We start from the raw sequence: 19,772 nt of genomic DNA, 5'->3' as shown, positions 1-19,772 counted from the left end.
GCTGCCCCGTCGCATCCAAATCTTTCAGCTGGCGATTTGATAGCCCTATCGTGCAAAGCAATATTGAATAAGATTGAAAAATCAATATCTCGCTGGCAATCCCACCGATACATTATATCAATATGAAAGCCGGACTGCCGCATCATTCGCAAAGGGAAATACGATACATGCGAATATTGAAATTAAAATAATCGCATGCTAATCTCGTCGCGCAGTCTACCTCAACAACTTATCGGGGAATATCCATGCTCAAAAAACTGGTCGCCATCGGCGTTCTTGCCACATGCTCGCTGGCGCAAGCCGAAGTACAGGAACTGAAGGTCATTTACCAGGGCTTTCAAAGCTCGACAACACAGACATTCGTACCATGGAAAAGGTTCACGGCCTATTTCAGTGTGGATGACCTCAACCAGGATGGCACATTCTCGCAAGACGAACTGGTGCGCTTCTCGATGGGGTATATTTCCTATGTCCAAGGTGGCGGCAGCGGCAGCCCTATCGTGTCGAATTACCTGACCAGTTTCTCCTATACGCCAGGCAGCGACCCGGCTTTCGCTGGCATATTCCGGGTGCATGACGATATGTTCCCGTGGGGCGAGGAGGTCGTTGCCGGCCAATATTATTCAAGCTATGGGTCGGGCGGTTCCACATGGCGCTGGACCGATGACACCAAGACCTGGGTGTTGCCTGCCGATGCGCCGGCACCAGTGCCCGAACCGGCACAGTACGGCATGCTGGCCGCCGGGCTGGTGGGCATGCTGGCATTTGCCCGCCGCCGCCGCGCCTGAGGCGATGCCGGGCCGTCAGGCCGACGCCCACTTTCCTTCATACACGGGCCGGCCCTCGTCGAACTGCAGGGTGGCGCGGATCGAGCGCAGCGCGGTGACGGGTGCCAGCGCGCAGTCGACCTGGGCCAGCAGCGCCTTGCCGACGGCGTCCAGCAACGGTTGCGGGCGGCCGGGCGCGATGCGAAGCAGCAGGTAGAGGAAGGCGCGGTCGTCGGCGCTGTCGGCCACCGCGGCATACGGTGCCGGATAGGCCAGCACGCGGGTGCCGGTCAACGGGAAGACCGAGTTGCCGGTGTCGTCCTGGAATTGCGTGAGCGTGCGGCACAGGACATTGCACAGGGCTTGCATGTCGACGTGGCCGTCGAGGTTGCCGGTATATTCGATTCTCAAGTGGGGCATGCGGAAAATTTTCTTTGGACGGAGTGGTAGTACAGCTTACCAAAGTCTTGCCATGCCCGCCTGCCGCGCAGAACTCAGTTCCGGCTGGCGGTGGAGCCGCGCAGGATCAGTTGCGGCTCGATCAGCGTGAACGGCTCGGTGGGCTTGCCGTCGATCGAATCGAGCAGCTTTTCCATCGCCGCCACGCCCATCCGCTCGCTGTGCAGGTCGACCGTGGTCAGCGGCGGCGAGGTGTAATTGCCATACAGGATGTTGTCGACGCCGGCCACCGAGATATCGGCGGGAATGCGAAAGCCTAGCGTCTGCGCGGCCTTCATGAAGCCCAGCGCCATCAGGTCGTTGTAGCAGACCAGCGCATCCGGATGCCCGGCGCCCAGCATCATCGACGGGCAGAGCCGCTCCCCTTCCTGCGCGGATGGGGCCGCGGCGTCGTACACGGCCAGCGGCAACCCGTGCGCGGCCAGGCATTCCTTGACGCCGCCCATCCGCTCCTCGTCGCGCCGCGACCGGGAAAAGCCCATGTAGGCAAAGCGTTTATGACCCAGCGTGACGAGGTGGCGCGTCATCATGTAGGCGCCGCGGTGGTCGTCGCTCGCCACGGTCGGCAGCGTCAGGTGCGGCAGGCGGCCGAAGAAGACCAGGGGCTTGTCGAGCCCGGCCAGCCATTCCAGTTCCGCATCGGGCATCCGCGAGAAGATGATCAGGCCATCGACGCGGCGCGACAGCGCCTCCAGCAGCGCCCGCTCGCGATCCGGGTTTTCCTCCGTATCGACCAGCAGCACCGTGTAGCCGTGTGCCTGCGCCACCCGGTTGGCGCCCTTGACGATGCTGGTGAAATGAGGATTCGCGATGTCCAGCACCGACAGGCCGACGGTCTTCGTCTTCCCCGTGATCATCGACTGCGCCAGCGGGTTCGAACGGTAGCCCATCTGGCCGATCACTTCCGTGATGCGGGCTTCGACGGCCGGCGAAAAGCGCTGCGTACCGTTGATGAACTTGGAAATGGTGGCGGTCGAGACGCCGGCGGCGGCGGCCACATCGCGAATGGTGGGAACGGGTTTTTTCATGATGGGATCGGCCAGGCGTGCCGGCGATCTTACCCGGCAGCCAGTCGGAACGCAATTGCCGGGAGAAGTGACGTAAAACGTTTAACCCAACTTTACAAAAAAAATCGCCGCGGTGCGGCGATCCCGGTGCGGCAATTCCGCTCCCTTACCTGACGCCGGCCATGCACGCCCCGGGCGCGGCATTCTTCGCCACGGTGGAGAAGCGGAACGTCGTCACCGATTTCAGGACCTGCCCCGGATACAGGGCCGTGGTCGGGAACGACGGCTGGTTCGGGCTGTCCGGCAGGTGCTGCGTCTCGAACGCGAAACCGTCGTGCTTTTGATACGGCCGGCCGCTGCTGCCCCGCTCGGTGCCGTTGAAGCCGTTGCCGGTATAGAACTGCGCCGACGGCTCGCTGGTGAACACTTCCATGCGGCGGCCGCTGGCCGTGTCGTCGATCACGGCCACGCGGGCAGTCTGCCCGGCCGGCTGGCCGAACACATAGCTGTGATCGAAGCCTTGCGGCGGCGCCAGCGTGCCTTCCGGCTTTGCCAGCAGCGGCGCGATATCGGTGGGGCGCCGCAGGTCGAGCGGCGTGCCGGCCACCGGCGCCAGTTCCCCGCTCGGCAGGCGCTGGTCGTCCGTCACGGCATAGCGTTCGGCGGCGATGCAGAAGCGATGCGAAGCCAGCCCGCCGCTGCCGGCGCCGGCCAGGTTGAAGTAACCGTGGTTGGTGAGGTTGACGACCGTGGGCGCATCCGTGCGGACCGCGTACTCGATCGCGAATTCGTCGCGCGCGCGCTGCAGGCGGTACGTGACCTCGATCGTCAGCGTGCCGGGAAAGCGCTGGTCGCCATCCGGACTGACCAGCGTGTAGACGGAACCGAGCGATGCCTTGTCGGCGAAATCGCGGCGTTTCCACACCCGTTTTTCATACCCGTCCGGTCCGCCGTGGATGGTCATGCCGCGGGCATTGGGAATCAGTTCCACGGTCTTGCCGTCGAGCGTGTAGCGCGCGTTGCCGATGCGGCCGGCGTAGCGGCCGATCACCGCAGCATGCTTGGTTTTCGAGCGCTCGTAGGTGGCGAGATCGGGCTGGTCGAGGATCACGTTGGTGCGCCGGCCGTTCCGGTCGGCAACCGTGGCGCCGGTGATCGTGGCGCCGTAGTCGATATAGGAAAGCGTCATGCCGCGGTCGTTCGTCAGCGTGACCTTCTCGATGGCCTGCCCTGTCGCCAGCACGCCGAAAGGCTGCACAGCCATGCCGGTGCAGCCCCCGTCGGCAGCGGCGCCGGCGAGAACCAGCGCCAGCGCGGCCGTTGTGATGGATGGACGGATCACAGGTCCGTGATTTCCTTGTGGCGCGGCACCAGGGCCTTCATCAGGAACCAGGCGATCAGGTAGGATACGGCGCAGATCGTGAACATGATCATGTAGCCCGTGGACAGGCTGCCCAGTGCGCCGTAGTAGTCGAACAGCCAGCCGCCCAGCTTCGACATGAACACCCCGCCGAGGCCACCGGCCATGCCGCCGATGCCCACCACCGAGGCGACGGAACGCTGCGGGAACATGTCGGACACGGTGGTGAACAGGTTGGCCGACCAGGCCTGGTGCGCCGAGGCGCCGATGCCGATCAGGATGACGGGCACCCAGAAGCTGATCGAGCCCAGCGGCTGTGCAGCCAGCACCACCAGCGGGAACAGCGCGATCACCAGCATGGCCTTCATCCGGCCGTCGTATGGCGACATGCCGCGGTTCATGAAGTAGGCGGGGAAGTAGCCGCCGCCGATACTGCCGAACATCGTCATGCTGTACAGCACGGCCAGCGGCAGCACGATGTCCGCCGGGCCCATCTGGTATTCGGAAGACAGGTATTTCGGCAGCCAGAACAGGAAGAACCACCAGATGCCGTCCGTCAGGAACTTGCCGCCGGCGAACGCCCAGGTCTGGCGGTAGGTCAGAAGCTTGGTCCATGGCACCTTGGCGCCCGTGCCGGACGCTGCGGTTGATGCGGCGCTGGAATCGCTGCGCACGTAGGCCAGTTCCGCGGCCGACAGTTTCTTTTCCGGCGAGTCGAACATCACCAGCCAGAAGGCCATCCAGATGAAGCCGATGGCGCCGATCGCGATGAACGCGGCCTGCCAGCCCCAGTGGATGGCGATCAGCGGCACCGTCAGCGGCGCCAGGATCGCACCCACGTTGGCGCCGGAGTTGAAGATGCCGGTGGCGAACGCGCGCTCCTTCTTCGGGAAGAATTCGGCGGTGGCCTTGATCGCGGCCGGGAAGTTGCCGGCTTCGCCCACGGCCAGCACGGCGCGCGACAGGATGAAGCCGATGATGGAAGCCGGCGCGGCCACCATGCCCAGCGCGCCCATCGCGCTGCCGACCGCGTTACCCATCGGTACCGCGTAGGCATGCAGGATCGCACCGCCGGACCAGATGGCGATCGCCCACAGGTAGGCTTTCTTGGTGCCGAGGCGGTCGACGATCGGACCGGCGAATACCATCGACAGCGCGTAGACGAACTGGAACGCGGCGGTGATGTTGGCGTAGTCCGAATTGGACCAGTTGAATTCCTTCGAGAGCTGCGGCGCCAGCAGCGAGAGCACCTGGCGGTCGAGATAGTTGACGGTGGTGGCAAAGAACAGCAGCGCGCAGATGGTCCACCGGTATTTTCCGGCGGGTGCGACGGCGCGCTGGCCGGTGCCTTGCTGGCTTACGGGCTCGTTCAGCTTCATAGGGATCACTTGTGTTGGTTATCGTTTGATCTCTCTCGGTCTCCAGCGAGATCAGCAGCAGCACCAGGCGCGAGGGCCATAGTTGTATGTCATCGTACAACCTAACAGGTCGTTAAGCAAGAAAAAAACCCAGCCTTCCGCTCACCGATCTGACGAGTTTGGCAGTGCTGGCCCGGCCGCCTTGCCGGCGCGCGCCGCGGCCCGTTTTCCGTGCCGTGCGCGGCATTCGGCACCCCGGCTACCCTGCCCTGCCGCCACCGGTACCGGAAGCCGCCACATGCAGGCGCGCCGGTGCGCCGTACCCTCCGGATCGACAGCCCGCCGATCGAACAGGTAACAATAAGATATCCACGCCGATACAACGAAGACAATCGTGTCGCGAGCCAACAACGGGACCGCGGAAAACGCCTCCCTGGAAGGCCGTGGATTCCATGTAAGCCCTTAATTTCCATACGGAAAATGTGGTACTGTGAAGCAATTCCCCCGCTTTTCCGCCGCCATGAATTTCACTGCGTTCACTTCCCTGTTCTCGCCACCGGACGATCCTTCGCTGCTGCAATACGGGGTCTACGATTTCCGGCTGGTCGCCCTGTCGGTCCTGATCGCGATCTTTGCTTCATGGATGGGCCTGTACATCGCGGGACACCAGCGCGCATCGCAGCCCAGGAGCCTGCGCACGGCCGCCCTGCTGGCCGGCAGCCTGGCGCTCGGCGCCGGCATCTGGGCCATGCACTTCATCGGCATGCTGGCGTTCGACGTGTGCACCGGCACCCGGTATGAACCACTGGTGACCGGGCTGTCGCTGCTGCCGGGGCTGGCCGCGTCGGCGCTGGCGCTGTCGATCACGCGGCGCGAGCGCGTCACGCGCGGCACGCTGCTGCTGGGCGGCCTGATGGTGGGCTCCGGCATCGGCGCGATGCACTACAGCGGCATGGCGGCCATGCAGACGGCGCTGACGCTGCATTACGATCCATTGATGTTCGCGCTGTCGATCGTGGTGGCCGTGGTGCTGTCAACGGTCGCGCTGGGCGTGCGCTTCGGCCTGCGCGAACGCGCGCGCAGCCTTTCGTCGCGCCAGCGCCTGGGCATCAGCGCGGTCGTCATGGGCTGCGCGATCACCGGCATGCACTACACCGGCATGGCGGCGGCACGCTTCGTCGGCACGCTGCCGACGACGGCCCTGCCGGACGATACGGACGAAATGGCGCTTTCCGTCGGCGCGATCACGGTGCTGTTCACGCTGGCGGTGCTGGCGGTGCACGGCCTGCTGCGCTACCGCGAGATGTACCGCAACCTGCTGCAGAGCCAGAGCTCGATGCAGGCGCTGCTGACCACCACGGTGGACGGCGTGGTCACGATCGACCAGCAGGGCATCATCCGCGAATTCAACGTTTCGGCCGAGCGCATCTTCGGCTGGAAACGCGACGAGATCGTGGGCCAGCCGGCCAAGCTGCTGATGGCCGATCCGGAAGCCTCGGAAGAGCGCGGCCTGCTGCGCTGCATCCGCACCGGCGACATGCGCCTGGCGCGCGCCGGCGAGGAAGTGATGGGCCGCCGCAAGGACGGTTCCGAGGTGCCGATCCGCAAGGCGCTGGGGCATGCGAAGCTGATCGACCGCAACCTTTACGTGCTGTTCATTACCGACATCAGCGAGCGGCGCGCCATCATGCAGGCGCTGCGCGACAGCGAACTGCAGTTCCGCTCCCTGATCGGCAACATCCCCGGCATCTCGTTCCGCTGCCGGGTGGAAGACGGCTACCCGCTCGAATTCATCAGCGAAGGCGTGGAGTGGGTCAGCGGCTACCCGGTCGCCGATTTCGTCGGCCCGGAACGCTGCCGCACGTTCCGCGAACTGATCTCCGAGGCCGACATGCCGCGCGTGCAGGCCATGTTCGACCTGTGCGCGTCGAACGGCGTGCCGTTCACGGTCGAACACCGGATGCGCCATGCCGACGGCACGTGGCGCTGGGTATGGGCCCATGGCGCGCTGGTGCGCAACGACGACGGCACGCCGCTCTGGCTCGACGGCGTGGTGCTCGACACTACCGAGCGGCGCCAGATGGAAGAAGACCTGCGCCTGGCCAAGGAAAAGGCCGAACAGGCGGCGGCGGCGCGCGCCAGTTTCGTGGCCAACATGAGCCACGAGATCCGCACGCCGATGAACTCGATCCTCGGCTTCACCGACGTGCTGCTCGATACGGACCTGCAGCCGGACCAGCGCGGCCACCTGGACACGGTGCGCAACGCCGGCCGCTCGCTGCTGCGCCTGCTCAACGAGATCCTCGATACCGCCAAGCTGGAAAAAGGCGCAGTGGAGCTGGAGCTGGCCGACTTCAACCTGCTGACGCTGATCGACGAGCTGTCGTCGACCTATAACACGACGGCGCGCGCCAAGGGACTGGCGCTGAACATCGCCTTCGCGCCGGACCTGTCGCCCTGGCTGCACGGCGACGAACTGCGCATGCGCCAGGTGCTGACCAACCTGCTGGATAACGCCATCAAGTTCACCGCCACCGGCAGCGTCACGCTGTCCGTCGCGCAGGATGGCAAGGACCTGGCGATCGCCGTGCGCGATACCGGCATCGGCATCGCACCCCACCGCCTGGCCGCGATCTTCGAACCGTTCACGCAGGCCGACGCATCGATGACGCGCCGCTTCGGCGGCACTGGCCTGGGGACCACGATCAGCAAGCAGCTGGTAGAGCTGATGGACGGCCGCATCTGGGCCGACAGCACGCCGGGCCAGGGCACCACCTTCCACGTGGTGCTGCCGTTGACCCCTGCGCTGGAGCCGCAGCAGGCGCTGCTGCCGCGCCAGCGCCAGCGCGTGGCCTACGAACTGCCGCCGCTGCGCGTGCTGGCCGCCGACGACGTGGCGCAGAACCTGGAACTGCTGGCGCTGCTGATGGGCAAGCGCGGCCACGTGCTGACCATGGCGCATGACGGCGCCCGCGCGGCGGAACTGGCCGCCGGCGGCGACTTCGACGTGATCCTGATGGACGTGCAGATGCCGAACGTGGACGGGCTGGCCGCCACGCGGCTGATCCGCGAAGAGGCCGCCCGCAACGGCCGCCAGCGCATTCCCGTGGTGGCCATGACGGCCAGCGTGCTGGAAGCGCACCGCAAGGCCAGCACCGCCGCCGGCATGGACGGTTTCGCCTCCAAGCCGGTGGACTGGTTCGCGCTGTCGCACGAGATCGCCCGCGTGCTGGGGCTGCAGCCGGTGGGTGCGGTGGCAGCCACGCAGAAGGCCGGCACCGCGCAAGTGCTGAACCGCGCGGCCGGCGTCCAGCGCTGGGGCGGCAGTGCCGACGAACACCAGCTGGCGCTGTGCCGCTTCGATGCGGAGCATGCCCTGAGCACGGACCATCTGGCGGCGCTGTACGACAGCGGCGACGATGCAGGCTTGCAGACGCAGGCGCACCGGGTGCGCGGCGTGGCCGCCAACCTGGGCTTCGAACAGCTGGCAGTCACGCTGGCCGGCATCGAGAAGCACGCCGGCAGTGCCACGGACGACAAGGCCGATGCGGGCGGCCGCGCGGCGCTGCCGGCGCTGCTGGCGCGCTACGCCGGCGAACTGCAGCAGGCGCTGGAAGCGGTGCGCGCGCAACCCTGCCCCGAGCGTGTACCGATGCCATCCAGCACGCCGGTGGTGCAATTCGACCCGGTGGCCGTGCGCGAAGCCGGTGCGGCGCTGCATCACTCGCTGACCCGCGGCGCGCTGGACGACACGGCGCTGGTGCGCCTCGCGGCGGCGCTGCACGGCCATGTGCCTCCCGCCGCGCTGGCGCCGCTGCAGATGGCGATCGACGACTTCGACTTCACATTGGCCGAGACCAGGCTCGAGACGCTCCTGGATACGGTCCTCCATACCGACACGGAAACCACTTCATGAAACCGAACTCCCACCTGCCGCTGATCCTCGCGGTGGACGACGAGGCCAGCAACCTGCAACTGCTGCGCCAGATCCTGCAGGACCAATACCGGCTGCTGTTCGCCAAGGATGGCGCGCGCGCGCTGGAACTGGCGCGCCAGGAACAGCCCAACCTGATCCTGCTCGACGTGATGATGCCGGGCATGACCGGCCATGAAGCGTGCCGCGCGCTGAAGGCCGATCCGGCCACGGCGGGCATTCCGGTGATCTTCGTGACGGCGCTGTCCGACAGCGACGACGAGGTGCGCGGTTTCGACGCCGGTGGCGTCGACTACATCACCAAGCCGGTCAGCGCGCCGGTCGTGCGGGCGCGCGTGCGCACCCACCTGTCGCTGGTGCGGATGGACGAACTGAAGGATAGCCGCCTGGAGATCGTGCAGCGGCTCGGCCTGGCCTCCGAGTACAAGGACAACGAGACCGGCATGCACGTGATCCGGATGAGCCACTACGCGCGGCTGCTGGGCCTGGCGGCCGGTATGAGCGAGGCCGAGGCGGACGACCTGCTGCACGCCGCGCCGATGCACGACGTGGGCAAGATCGGCATACCGGACCGCATCCTGCAAAAGCCCGGCCCGCTCGATCCGGACGAATGGGAAATCATGAAATCGCACGCCACGATCGGTGCCGACATCATCGGCGAGCACCCGCATGGCATGCTGAAGCTGGCCCGCAATATCGCGCTGTCGCATCACGAGAAATGGGATGGCAGCGGCTACCCGGCCGGCCTGGCGGGCGCGGCGATTCCGGTCGAGGGCCGTATCTGCGCGATCGCCGACGTGTTCGACGCGCTGACGTCGGAGCGCCCGTACAAGAAGGCCTGGACGGTGGAGGATGCGGTGGAATTGTTGCAGAAGCAGCGTGGCGCGCACTTCGATCCGCACCTGGTGGACCTGTTCGTGGGCCTGCTGCCGGCCATCTGCGCGATCAAGGAAAAGTGGGCGGAAACACCGCTGGCACAGGCTGCCTGAACTGGGGCGGCGGGCTGGCGCAGGGAGCAGAGACGCGGCGGAAAACCGGTGTCCGACACCTGAAACCCGGTGTCCGACACCAGGCGCCTCACTGATGTCGGATAACGGTTTAAAGCATCCGCCACCTTTGACGAAAAATCTGGTGGACTCTCACCGCCGCCCCGTTGTTGCGCTGCACGTTCGGGAATTTGCAGACCGTGACGACGGCAGGGAGTCCGGTATCCATATTAGCGGTGGATCAGCTTGCTGCTTTGATCCAAGTCAAGCCACGCGCCGCTATCTAGAACTTTTTGCAACTTCACAATACAGCTCGGCGTAATCGGCGGCCATTTTTTCGTTGGTAAACAACGCCCGGTACCGTTCGCCGGCGCGCTGCCCCATCGCCGCGGCCAGCGCCGGATCTTCCCACAATGTGCGCATGGCGTTACCGAACGCCGCCGGATCGCTGGGCGGCACCACCAGGCCCGTGTCGCCATCGATGTTGATATAGCTGGTACCGGTGCCGATCTCGCTGGAAATCATCGGCTTGCCGTACATCGCCCCTTCGAGCAGCGAAATGCCGAACGCCTCCGAGCGCAGGTGCGACGGGAACGCCATCGCGTAGCACAGCGTCAGCAGTGCCGCCTTGTCGTGCTCGTCGACGGCGCCGACGAAACGCACGTGCGCCAGGCCGAGGCGCTGCGCGTGTTCCTTCAGTTCGTTCTCGATCGGCCCGGCGCCCACGATCACCACCGGGTACTCGCAGCGGGCCATCGCGTCGAGCAGGATGTGCAGCCCCTTGTAGTAGCGCAGCACGCCGACGAACAGGAAGAAGCGCTCGCCCACCTCGGCGCGCCAGTGCGCCAGCCGCTCGGGCGTGGGTTGCGGATACGTGCTCCGGTCCAGCCCGAACGGAATCGCGCGCACCTTCTTGCCGTAGCGGCGCAGCACGTCGGACGATGCAAAGTAGTTCGGCGAGGTGGCGACGATGCCGTCCACGTCCGCGAGGAAGCGGTGCATCAGCGGCGAGTACAGCTTCAGCAGCGCCTTCTGGCGCACGATGTCCGAGTGATAGGTAACGACGGAAGGCTTTTTCACCCGCGCCAGGAAGTGCGCCAGGTCGCCGAACGGCCACGGGAAGTGGTAATGCACCACGTCCGCCGTGCCAGCCAGCCGCGCCAGCGCGCCGATCGATGCCAGCGACATCGCATTCGACGCGATCTCGATATCCTGCCGCACGCGGTGCACCACCACGCCGTCGATCTCCATGCGCGCCGGCCCATCCGTGGCGGTCAGCGTCAGCACCTCGTTAATGATGCCCAGGCGCGACGTGCCCATGCAGATCTGGCGGATCGCCTGCTCGACCCCGCCCCACGAATCGGGGTAATACGTTTTGTAAAAGTGAAGTACGCGCATCGTCGGTTCTCAGTGCCCGCCGCTCAGCACGGATCGATAGACGGCTGCCGTCTTGCGGGCCGTTTCGCGCCATGTCAGCTGCACCGCGCGCACCTTGCCGGCGGCGATGCAGCGCTGGCGCAAGGCCTCGTCTCGCGCCAGTTCGAGCATCGCCGCGCCGATCGCCGCGACCGACAGCGGATCGACATCGATCGCCGCGCCGCCCGTCACTTCCGGGACCGAGGTGGCATTCGACGCCACCACCGGAATGCCGGACGCGAACGCTTCCACCACCGGGATGCCGAAGCCTTCGTACAGCGAGGGAAAGACGAATACGCCGGCGCCGGCGTAGACATGCCGCAGTTCTTCGGCGCCCGTCACGCGGTTGAGCCACACCACGTTTTCGCCGTTCTGCCGCGCGGCCCTGATCTGTGCGACGGTGGCCTCGCTGCGGGCGCCGGCCGCGCCGATGATCACCAGCTGGCGCTGCGCGCGCACGCTGGGCGGCAGGCCGAGATACGCCTGCAGCAGCGCGCCGGTGTTCTTGCGCGGCTGCAGCGTGCCGACAGTGAGGAAGTAGCCCGGACGCAGGCCGTGCCGCGCCAGCGTGGCCGCGACGCTATCGGCCGCCGGCGCATCGAGCCATGCCTCGTCGACGCCGTTCGGCACCACGCTGATGCGGCGCTCGTCCACGCCGAAGCACTGCACCAGCTCGGCGATCGCGTAGCGGCTGACGGCGATCACGTGGTCCGCCTTGCGCGCGGCCCGGGCCTGCAGCCAGTTCTTCAACCCGCGCAGCCTCGGATTGCACCATTCCGGATGGGCGATCGGCAGCGCGTCGTGCAGCGTGGCGACGACGGGCCGGTCCATCTTCACGATGCGGTAGTCGGTGGCGTGATACAGGTCGGCGTCGATGTGCTGGCGCGCGCCGGGCAGCACCAGGTCGCGCAGTGTCGCCAGCGGAAACGGGCGCGGCATCGGGCGGCCGACCGAAAGCCGCGCCGGCGGGCCGAACGACCAGGCGTCGACATCGATGCCGGCGTGCGGCAGCTCGCGCAGCAGCGCGCCGCTGTAGACACCGATGCCGTCGAGCTGGCCGCCGGTAAGGCCGGGTTCGGTCGTGGTGGCCGACAGGCCGACTTTCAATGTCACGCCTCGTACATCCAGCGCAAGGTATGCTCCAGCGGAGGCGGATCGATGGGGCCGACGATGCTTTGCAGGCGGGTGTTGTCGCCCGTCAGGCGCACCACTTCGTTGGCGCGCACGAAGGCCGGGTTCACGTGCACGTCGATCCTGTAGCCGGCGATGTTTCCCATCATGTCGAGCGCTTCGCCCAGCGAATACGCCTTGCCGGAACTGACGTTGAAGGTCTTGCCGATGGCGGCCTGGCCGGCGGCGAGCAGGTGGCGGTAGCTGGCGGCCACCACGCGCACGTCGGAAAAATCGCGCCAGACGTGCAGGTTGCCCAACTCGATGCGCGCCTCGCGGCGGCGGAAGTGCGACACGATCTTCGGCAGCAGGAAGTTCTCGGCCTGGCCCACGCCGGTGTAGTTGAACGGCCGCACGATGATGAGCGGCAGCTTGTCCATCCACAGGCGCGCCATGTATTCCATCGCCAGCTTGCTGACGGCGTAATCGTTGGCGGGAGCGGCCGGCACATCCTCGCCGATCACGCCGGCATCGGCATTGCCGTAGATGTTCGCGGACGAGGCCAGCAGCACGGCCGACGGCTTCTTCGGCGATGCGGCCAGCGCTTCGAGCAGGTTGCGGGTACCGGTCACGTTGACGCGGTAGATCTGTTCGACGTCGCTATGAGCGACGAATGCGATCGCGGCCAGGTGCACCACGACATCCGGTTGCAGGGCGTGCACGGCATCGGCCAGCGCGGCGCGGTCGGTCAGGTTGACCGCCACCGTATCGGACCCGGGTTCGCGGCCCGGGCTGGCCACGCCGAACACCTCGTAGCCCGCGGCGCGCAGTTCCTGCGCCACGTAGTGCCCGGTGAAGCCGGCGATGCCGGTCACCAGCGCACGCTTGCCGGCGCCTTCGCGCACCGTCGACAGCAATTGCAGCGCCGCCGCCATGTCAGAACGAGAAGCCGGCGGTATTGCGGCGCAGGTCGGCGTCGACCATCATCTGGCACAGCTCTTCGAGCGTGGTCTTCGGTTCCCAGCCCAGTTCCTTGCGTGCCTTCGACGCATCGCCGATCAGCAGCTCCACTTCGGCCGGACGGTAGAATTTCGGGCTGATGCGCACCAGCACCTTGCCGTTTTGCGCGTCATGGCCCGTTTCGCTTTCGCCGCTGCCCTGCCATTCGATCGCGATATCGACCGCCTTGAAAGCCATCGTCACGAAATCGCGCACGGTCTCGGTGCGGTTCGTTGCCAGCACATAGGTATCGGGCTGGTCGGCCTGCAGGATGCGCCACATGCCTTCCACGTATTCCTTGGCGAAGCCCCAGTCGCGCTTGGCGTCCAGGTTGCCCAGTTCCAGCACCTCGAGCTTGCCCAGCTTGATCTTGGCGACCGAATCGGTGATCTTGCGCGTCACGAATTCGCGGCCGCGCAGCGGGGATTCGTGGTTGAACAGGATGCCCGACGAGCCGAAGATGCCATAGGATTCGCGGTAGTTCACCGTCATCCAGTGGGCATACAGCTTGGCCACGCCATACGGGCTGCGCGGGTAGAACGGCGTGTCTTCCTTTTGCGGAATCGCCTGCACCTTGCCGAACATTTCCGACGTGGACGCCTGGTAGAAACGGATCTTCGGATCGACGATGCGGATCGCTTCGAGCAGGTTGACGGCGCCGATGCCAGTGATTTCGGCCGTGGTCACCGGCTGTTCGAACGACACGCCGACGAAGCTCTGCGCGGCCAGGTTGTAGACCTCGTGGAAGCGGCCATTCTGCAGCAGGCGGATCGACGACGACAGGTCGGTCAGGTCGTGCTCCACCAGGTGCAGGTTCGGGTGAGCCTGGATGCCCAGTTCTTCGATGCGCCAGAAATTGACGGAACTGGTGCGGCGGAACGTGCCGGTGACTTCATAGCCCTTCTCAAGCAACAGCTGCGCCAGGTAAGCGCCATCCTGGCCGGAAATGCCCGTAACCAGGGCGCGTTTCGTATTTTGCATAGTGTCGGGTGTTCAAGAAGGTTGAGCGTGAAGCCCGATATTGTAACAGAGGCATGACAGCCACCTGGCTGCGCGGGCGGCTGGATTACACTAATTACATCTTGTTACAGCGAAACTTTTTGCCGGCAGCGGCATGCTGCGGCCCATATCGGGGACGACCTGCCGCAGCAACGGCGCGACCGTTACCAGCCAGGGCCGATACCGCGCGCCATGACGGCAGCGGCCACCGGGATCAGCCCGAACACGTGGACTTCGGCCAGCTTGCGGCGGCGCAGCGCCTTCAGTTCGTCGGCTGGCGGGGTGAATGCGGCATCCGCCTTCAGCGATTTTTGCCAGGCCATCATCCGCAAGGTAGGCTTGATCGACAGCAGGCCGACGACGGCGAACGCGCCCACCTTGATCCAGAAGACAGGATTGTGCAGGTAGAAATCCGCGCCCTTCGCGCCATGGAACACGCGGCCGAAGCCGATGGCGAGAATGGCCAGCGCCAGCATGCCGTACACCGCATCGAACCGCCCCAGCAGCCGCACCGTGTGGGGCGACATCGCCGCCGGCCGCAGCAACGCCAGCTCCGCCGCCAGCACGGCGGCAATCCCGAACACGGTCAGGTGATGGACGATGGCGAGAATGAGGTCGGTCATGGTGCCGACAATGTAGCGCCTGGGATATACGGCTGTCAAAACCCCACCGGCCTCCAGCTGTTGTAAAAATGTGTTGCCAAAAAAAGGGGGACAGTCCCTGAGCCTACCCCTCAAATTTTTGTTGTAAACCATATGGGAAGCTGTTAACTTCAATCCCAAAAACGGCACATGCATGGCCGTGTTAGCCCTTTCATTCGTAGCGACCAAACTGCAAATGAAAGGCACGGACCATGCATGCACGCCAAATCATACAACGATTGTTGGGGCAGGAGTGCCCATCAATTCACGCTAAACGCCGAGCTTGCCTAGCTCAAATTGTGCAAGCTGCAGCTCGTGCCGGGCTGGGCGTTGTACGCATCGGTAAGCAGCTCAGGTCACAAACAAGTCTTCGGCATCGCATCAAGTGCTGTGACCGTTTGCTGAGCAATCCCCATCTGGCCAAAGAGCGGGTGCAGATATACCGAGCAATGAGCCAACGCCTTCTTCAATCCAGGCAATACGTGCAGGTAGCAGTAGATTGGTCAGAAATTCGCGCAGATGGCAGTGCTCAATTGCTGCGTGCAGCAGCCATCATCGAAGGACGCGCCTTTACGCTCTACGAGGAGGTCCACCCTCAGGAGAGGCTCGCGGCATCTTTGGTCCATAAGTGCTTCATGAAGACCCTGAAAACCATCCTGCCAGCGCACTGTCGCGCCATCATCATCACCGATGCAGGATTTCGTGCTACGTGGTTTAAAACGCTCAATCAGCTCGGCTTTGGCTGGGTCGGACGGATACGCAACCGTGATTTGGTGTGCCAACAGAACGGCAACGACTGGTTCGGCTGCAAAAGCTTGTACTCAAGAGCTACCGCAAAAGCGCGCGATTTGGGCTATTTTTTCATGTCCGCTCCAACCCTGTCGACTGCCGATTAGTGCTGTACAAGTCCAAATCGAAAGGACGGCATTGCTTGACGAAATCCGGTCAACCTGCGCGCGCGCGCCACAGCAAGAAAAACAGCGCTGCCCAATGTGAGCCTTGGCTACTCGCCGTTTCGCCAGCACTGGCACAGCTTCGTGCAGACGACATCATCAAAATTTACTCTGGGCGCATGCAAATCGAGCAGACTTTCCGCGACCTGAAGAATGCCAAATGGGGAATGGCACTGCGACATAGCCAGACTACAAGCCTGCTTCGTCTGGCGGCACTTTTACTAATCGGTGCATTGCTCACTTATGCCTTATGGCTGATCGGCTTAGCGGCACGAGCGGCTGGCTATGAAGTCCACTACGGCAGCCATCCCAAGGCAGGCAGCTGCCTTTCAATCTTCTCGTTGGCAATGCACTGGGTCGACGACTATCGTCGACCCAGACTCTCCCCATCGGCCATCAAATATGCATTTATCGAACTCGTTTCGATGGTCCGCACTTGGGAATTCGAGGGGTAGGCTCAGGGACAGTCCCCATTTTTTGGCAACATCGAGGGCGAAAAAAAAGCCGCCTTGCGGCGGCTTTTCGGCACTGATCCGGAAAGATCAGTTGTTGCGCTGGGCGACCACGTCCACCACGCACAGCGCCGTCATGTTGACGATGCGGCGCACGGTGGCCGACGGGGTCAGGATGTGCACCGGCGCGGCGCAGCCCAGCAGGATCGGGCCGATCGCGATGCCGTTGCCGGCCGCCGTCTTCACCAGGTTGTAGGCGATGTTGGCGGACTCGATGTTCGGCATCACCAGCAGGTTGGCATCGCGTTCCAGGTAGGAATCGGGCATCAGCTTCTTGCGCATCTTGGAATCGAGCGCGGTGTCGCCGTGCATTTCGCCATCCACTTCCAGGTCCGGCGCGCGCTCCCTGACCAGCGCCAGCGCGGCGCGCATCTTCTGCGCCGACTCGTTGTTGGACGAGCCGAAGTTCGAGTGCGACAGCAGCGCGACCGACGGCTGCAGGCCGAAGCGGCGCATCTCTTCGGCGGCCATGATCGTGATCTCGGCCAGCTGCTCGGCGTTCGGGTTTTCGTTGACGTGGGTATCGACCATCACCAGTTGCCGCTCCGGCAGCACCAGCACGTTCATCGCCGCGTACACGTTCGCGCCCGCGCGCTTGCCCAGCACCTGGTCGATGTAGTGCAGGTGCAGCTGGGTGGTGCCGAAGGTGCCGCAGATCATGCCGTCGGCATCGCCCTTCTTGATCATCATCGCGCCGATCAGGCTGTGGCGGCGGCGCATTTCCAGCTTGGCGTATTCCTCGGTGACGCCCTTGCGCTTGGCGAGGTCGTAGTACGACGTCCAGTAGTCGCGGTAGCGGTCGTCGTAATCGGGATTGATCACGTCGAAGTCCACGCCCTGCTTCAGGCGCAGGCCGAACTTCTGGATGCGCGATTCCAGCACGGCCGGGCGGCCGACCAGGATCGGGCGCGCCAGGCGCTCGTCGACGATCACCTGCACGGCGCGCAGCACGCGCTCTTCTTCGCCTTCGGCGTAGACGATGCGCTTCAGGTCCGGGTGCGTGATCTTGGCCTGCGCGAACAGCGGCTTCATGAACGTGCCGCTGCGGTAGACGAACTGCTGCAGGCTGTCGGCATACGCTTCCAGGTCCTTGATCGGGCGCGTGGCGACGCCGCCATCCTCGGCGGCCTTGGCCACGGCCGGCGCGATCTTGATCAGCAGGCGCGGGTCGAACGGCATCGGAATCAGGTATTCGGGACCGAACGACAGGTTGGTGAAGCCGTACGTGGTGGCCACGACATCGGACTGCTCGGCGTGCGCCAGTTCGGCGATCGCGTGGACCACGGCGATTTCCATTTCCCGCGTGATCGTGCTGGCGCCGCAATCGAGGGCGCCGCGGAAGATGTACGGGAAGCACAGCACGTTGTTGACCTGGTTCGGATAGTCCGAACGGCCGGTGCAGATGACGGCATCGTCGCGCACGGCTTTCACGTCTTCCGGCAGGATCTCCGGGTTCGGGTTGGCCAGCGCCAGGATGATCGGGCGCGCCGCCATCTGCTGCACCATGTGCGGCTTGAGCACGCCGCCGGCCGACAGGCCCAGGAAGATGTCTGCACCGGCGATCACCTCGCCCAGCGTGCGCGCCGGCGTGTCGCGGGCGAAGCGCTCCTTGTCCGGGTCCATCAGCTCGGTACGGCCCTGGTAGACCACGCCGGCCAGGTCGGTCACGAAGATGTTCTCGATCGGGAAGCCGAGGTCGACGATCAGGTCCAGGCAGGCCAGCGCGGCGGCGCCGGCGCCGGAAACGACCAGTTTGCATTCCTTGATGTTCTTGCCGACCAGCGTGATGCCGTTCAGGATCGCCGCGCCGACGATGATCGCGGTGCCGTGCTGGTCATCGTGGAACACGGGGATCTTCATCCGCTTGCGCAGCTCGCGCTCGATGTAGAAGCACTCGGGCGCCTTGATGTCTTCCAGGTTGACGCCGCCGAAGGTGGGCTCCAGCGCGGCGATGATGTCGATCAGCTTGTCCGGATCCTGTTCGTTGATCTCGATGTCGAACACGTCGATGCCGGCGAATTTCTTGAACAGCACGCCCTTGCCTTCCATCACGGGCTTGGAAGCCAGCGCGCCGATATTGCCCAGGCCGAGCACGGCGGTGCCGTTCGAGATCACGGCCACCAGGTTGCCGCGCGCCGTGTATTTATAGGCGGCGGCCGGATCGATGACGATCTCTTCGCAGGGGGCGGCCACGCCCGGCGAATACGCCAGGGCCAGGTCGCGCTGATTGGTCAGCTGCTTGGTCGGGGTCACGCTGATCTTGCCCGGCCGTGGGTACTCGTGGTATTCGAGCGCCGCCAGGCGCAGTTGTTGACGCAGTTCCTCTTTCTTGTCAGATGACGAATCCATTGCCTGCTGCCTTCCTGTGCTGTCTGAAATCCTTTGATTCTAGCAGACCCCTATCCTTGCCAAAGTAGGTATTTTTACCAACAGCCGGGTCAATACTCGTATTCCTATCTGAAAATGTTTTTCTATTCGTTTTTGCTATCAATCCTGCCCGTTACGGCCGATATGGGGCCTGCCAGTCGTGAAAATGTACTGGCGGTATATACAGAACTTACCTGAAGGCATGCAATATGCAAGTTATTAAAAAAACATCCTGAACGCTGCCGCGGCGATTTCGATGCGCTACACTGACGCAAATTGTCCGGAGCCCGCGATGTCGATACGTGCCGCTGTCCAGCTTCTACTGTTTCTCACCGCCATGGCGATTGCCGTCCTTGCGAGACCTCTTTATGGTGTCGCATTCGGCCTCTTGGCCATGATGATCTGGTCGTTATTCGAACGGCGACGCCGGTCGCGTCGCCTGGCCCGATCCCGCAGCGAGCAGGCCAAGGGAATATATGACAGCGTTTCGGACTGGGCATCCGACATGCCGTGGTCATCGACCAAGCGCCCGGATGGCTACGGCGTCAGCGATAGCGATAGCTTCGATTGGGACTAGTGTAGTGGGTGGACCACTGCCGCCCCTCGATTTAACAAAAATTTAATAAATTCTTTACAGCATTTCTCCAGGCTTCTAGACTACGCGGATCTCAACATCCAAAAGGGGCCTGGCATGCGTGCCATCTTCTGGCGTTCGTGTTCGCGCGTGACGGGCGTGGCATTCCCGGTATCCGCGCTGGCCCTGTTCTTCACCCCCCATGCGGCCGAGTGGGAACTGGCATTGTGCGCGACCGCCGTCACGACGGGTGGCGCCTGGATCTATGCGCGCGGCCGGCCGCGGCGCATCATGGCGCGGGCCATGCGTCGCCGCTGAAGTCCCGTCACG

17 protein-coding genes are annotated in these 19,772 nt (G+C 64.4%); 7 read left to right on the top strand and 10 right to left on the bottom strand.

Annotation, left to right across the window (positions count from 1 at the left end; all coding sequences use genetic code 11):
- Positions 1-245: 245 nt before the first annotated feature.
- Complete coding sequence (locus tag GJV26_RS16675) at positions 246-788, top strand: PEP-CTERM sorting domain-containing protein (protein ID WP_155709813.1); 543 nt, start codon at positions 246-248, stop codon at positions 786-788.
- A gap of 15 nt (positions 789-803) precedes the next feature.
- On the opposite strand, the gene GJV26_RS16670 is transcribed toward GJV26_RS16675, so the two are convergent.
- From GJV26_RS16670 to GJV26_RS16655, 4 genes are all read right to left on the bottom strand, one after another.
- Positions 804-1,187 carry a 5-carboxymethyl-2-hydroxymuconate isomerase gene (locus tag GJV26_RS16670; protein ID WP_155709812.1) on the bottom strand — a complete coding sequence of 128 codons (384 nt, stop codon included), beginning with the start codon at positions 1,185-1,187 and terminating at the stop codon, positions 804-806.
- A 74-nt stretch (positions 1,188-1,261) separates the two neighbouring features.
- Positions 1,262-2,254 (bottom strand): LacI family DNA-binding transcriptional regulator, encoded by a 993-nt coding sequence (locus tag GJV26_RS16665; RefSeq protein WP_155709811.1) that lies wholly within the window; start codon positions 2,252-2,254, stop codon positions 1,262-1,264.
- Between the two features lie 145 nt (positions 2,255-2,399).
- The gene (locus tag GJV26_RS16660; RefSeq protein WP_155709810.1) at positions 2,400-3,575 is read right to left on the bottom strand and encodes an aldose epimerase family protein; all 1,176 of its coding nucleotides are present in this window, start codon (positions 3,573-3,575) and stop codon (positions 2,400-2,402) included.
- Positions 3,572-4,972, bottom strand: a complete 1,401-nt coding sequence (locus GJV26_RS16655) for an MFS transporter (RefSeq protein WP_155709809.1) — start codon at positions 4,970-4,972, stop codon at positions 3,572-3,574. The genes GJV26_RS16660 and GJV26_RS16655 overlap by 4 nt, the downstream gene beginning before the upstream one ends.
- A gap of 469 nt (positions 4,973-5,441) precedes the next feature.
- Between GJV26_RS16655 and GJV26_RS16650 the strand changes: the two genes are divergently transcribed.
- Positions 5,442-8,867 (top strand): MHYT domain-containing protein, encoded by a 3,426-nt coding sequence (locus GJV26_RS16650; protein ID WP_308807665.1) that lies wholly within the window; start codon positions 5,442-5,444, stop codon positions 8,865-8,867.
- Entirely contained in the window at positions 8,864-9,874 is a 1,011-nt protein-coding gene (locus GJV26_RS16645) for a response regulator (RefSeq protein WP_155709808.1), read from the top strand. The genes GJV26_RS16650 and GJV26_RS16645 overlap by 4 nt, the downstream gene beginning before the upstream one ends.
- A 276-nt stretch (positions 9,875-10,150) precedes the next feature.
- Here the strand turns inward: GJV26_RS16645 and GJV26_RS16640 are convergent, their stop codons facing one another.
- From GJV26_RS16640 to GJV26_RS16620, 5 genes are all read right to left on the bottom strand, one after another.
- The gene (locus tag GJV26_RS16640) at positions 10,151-11,269 is read right to left on the bottom strand and encodes a glycosyltransferase family 4 protein (protein ID WP_155709807.1); all 1,119 of its coding nucleotides are present in this window, start codon (positions 11,267-11,269) and stop codon (positions 10,151-10,153) included.
- A 9-nt stretch (positions 11,270-11,278) separates the two neighbouring features.
- Positions 11,279-12,400 (bottom strand): glycosyltransferase family 4 protein, encoded by a 1,122-nt coding sequence (locus GJV26_RS16635; protein ID WP_229427897.1) that lies wholly within the window; start codon positions 12,398-12,400, stop codon positions 11,279-11,281.
- Positions 12,397-13,332 (bottom strand): NAD-dependent epimerase/dehydratase family protein, encoded by a 936-nt coding sequence (locus GJV26_RS16630; RefSeq protein WP_155709806.1) that lies wholly within the window; start codon positions 13,330-13,332, stop codon positions 12,397-12,399. The genes GJV26_RS16635 and GJV26_RS16630 overlap by 4 nt, the downstream gene beginning before the upstream one ends.
- Before the next feature lies 1 nt (position 13,333).
- Positions 13,334-14,377 (bottom strand): GDP-mannose 4,6-dehydratase, encoded by a 1,044-nt coding sequence (gene gmd, locus GJV26_RS16625; RefSeq protein WP_155709805.1) that lies wholly within the window; start codon positions 14,375-14,377, stop codon positions 13,334-13,336.
- Positions 14,378-14,559: 182 nt separating this feature from the next.
- Entirely contained in the window at positions 14,560-15,018 is a 459-nt protein-coding gene (locus GJV26_RS16620) for a DUF2214 family protein (RefSeq protein WP_155709804.1), read from the bottom strand.
- A gap of 230 nt (positions 15,019-15,248) precedes the next feature.
- On the opposite strand from GJV26_RS16620, the gene GJV26_RS16615 reads away from it, so the two are divergent.
- Positions 15,249-15,932, top strand: a complete 684-nt coding sequence (locus GJV26_RS16615; RefSeq protein WP_155709803.1) for an IS4 family transposase — start codon at positions 15,249-15,251, stop codon at positions 15,930-15,932.
- 35 nt (positions 15,933-15,967) lie between these two features.
- On the top strand, positions 15,968-16,444 hold the full coding sequence (locus GJV26_RS16610) for a transposase (protein ID WP_173346219.1): 477 nt from the start codon (positions 15,968-15,970) through the stop codon (positions 16,442-16,444).
- 87 nt (positions 16,445-16,531) lie between these two features.
- Here GJV26_RS16610 and GJV26_RS16605 read toward each other — a convergent pair whose 3' ends face one another.
- Positions 16,532-18,850: an NADP-dependent malic enzyme gene (locus GJV26_RS16605; RefSeq protein ID WP_155709801.1), complete on the bottom strand. Its 2,319-nt coding sequence runs from the start codon at positions 18,848-18,850 to the stop codon at positions 16,532-16,534.
- 274 nt (positions 18,851-19,124) lie between these two features.
- On the opposite strand from GJV26_RS16605, the gene GJV26_RS16600 reads away from it, so the two are divergent.
- Both GJV26_RS16600 and GJV26_RS16595 read left to right on the top strand, forming a co-directional pair.
- Positions 19,125-19,445, top strand: coding sequence for a hypothetical protein (locus GJV26_RS16600; protein ID WP_155709800.1), 321 nt, complete (start codon positions 19,125-19,127; stop codon positions 19,443-19,445).
- Positions 19,446-19,559: 114 nt separating this feature from the next.
- Positions 19,560-19,760, top strand: coding sequence for a hypothetical protein (locus GJV26_RS16595; protein WP_155709799.1), 201 nt, complete (start codon positions 19,560-19,562; stop codon positions 19,758-19,760).
- Positions 19,761-19,772: the final 12 nt, after the last annotated feature.

It is taken from the genome of Pseudoduganella dura (genome assembly GCF_009727155.1).
Lineage (GTDB): Bacteria > Pseudomonadota > Gammaproteobacteria > Burkholderiales > Burkholderiaceae_D > Rugamonas > Rugamonas dura.
Note: the sequence above shows the minus strand (reverse complement) of the source record. Positions and strands in the feature narration are given on the sequence as shown.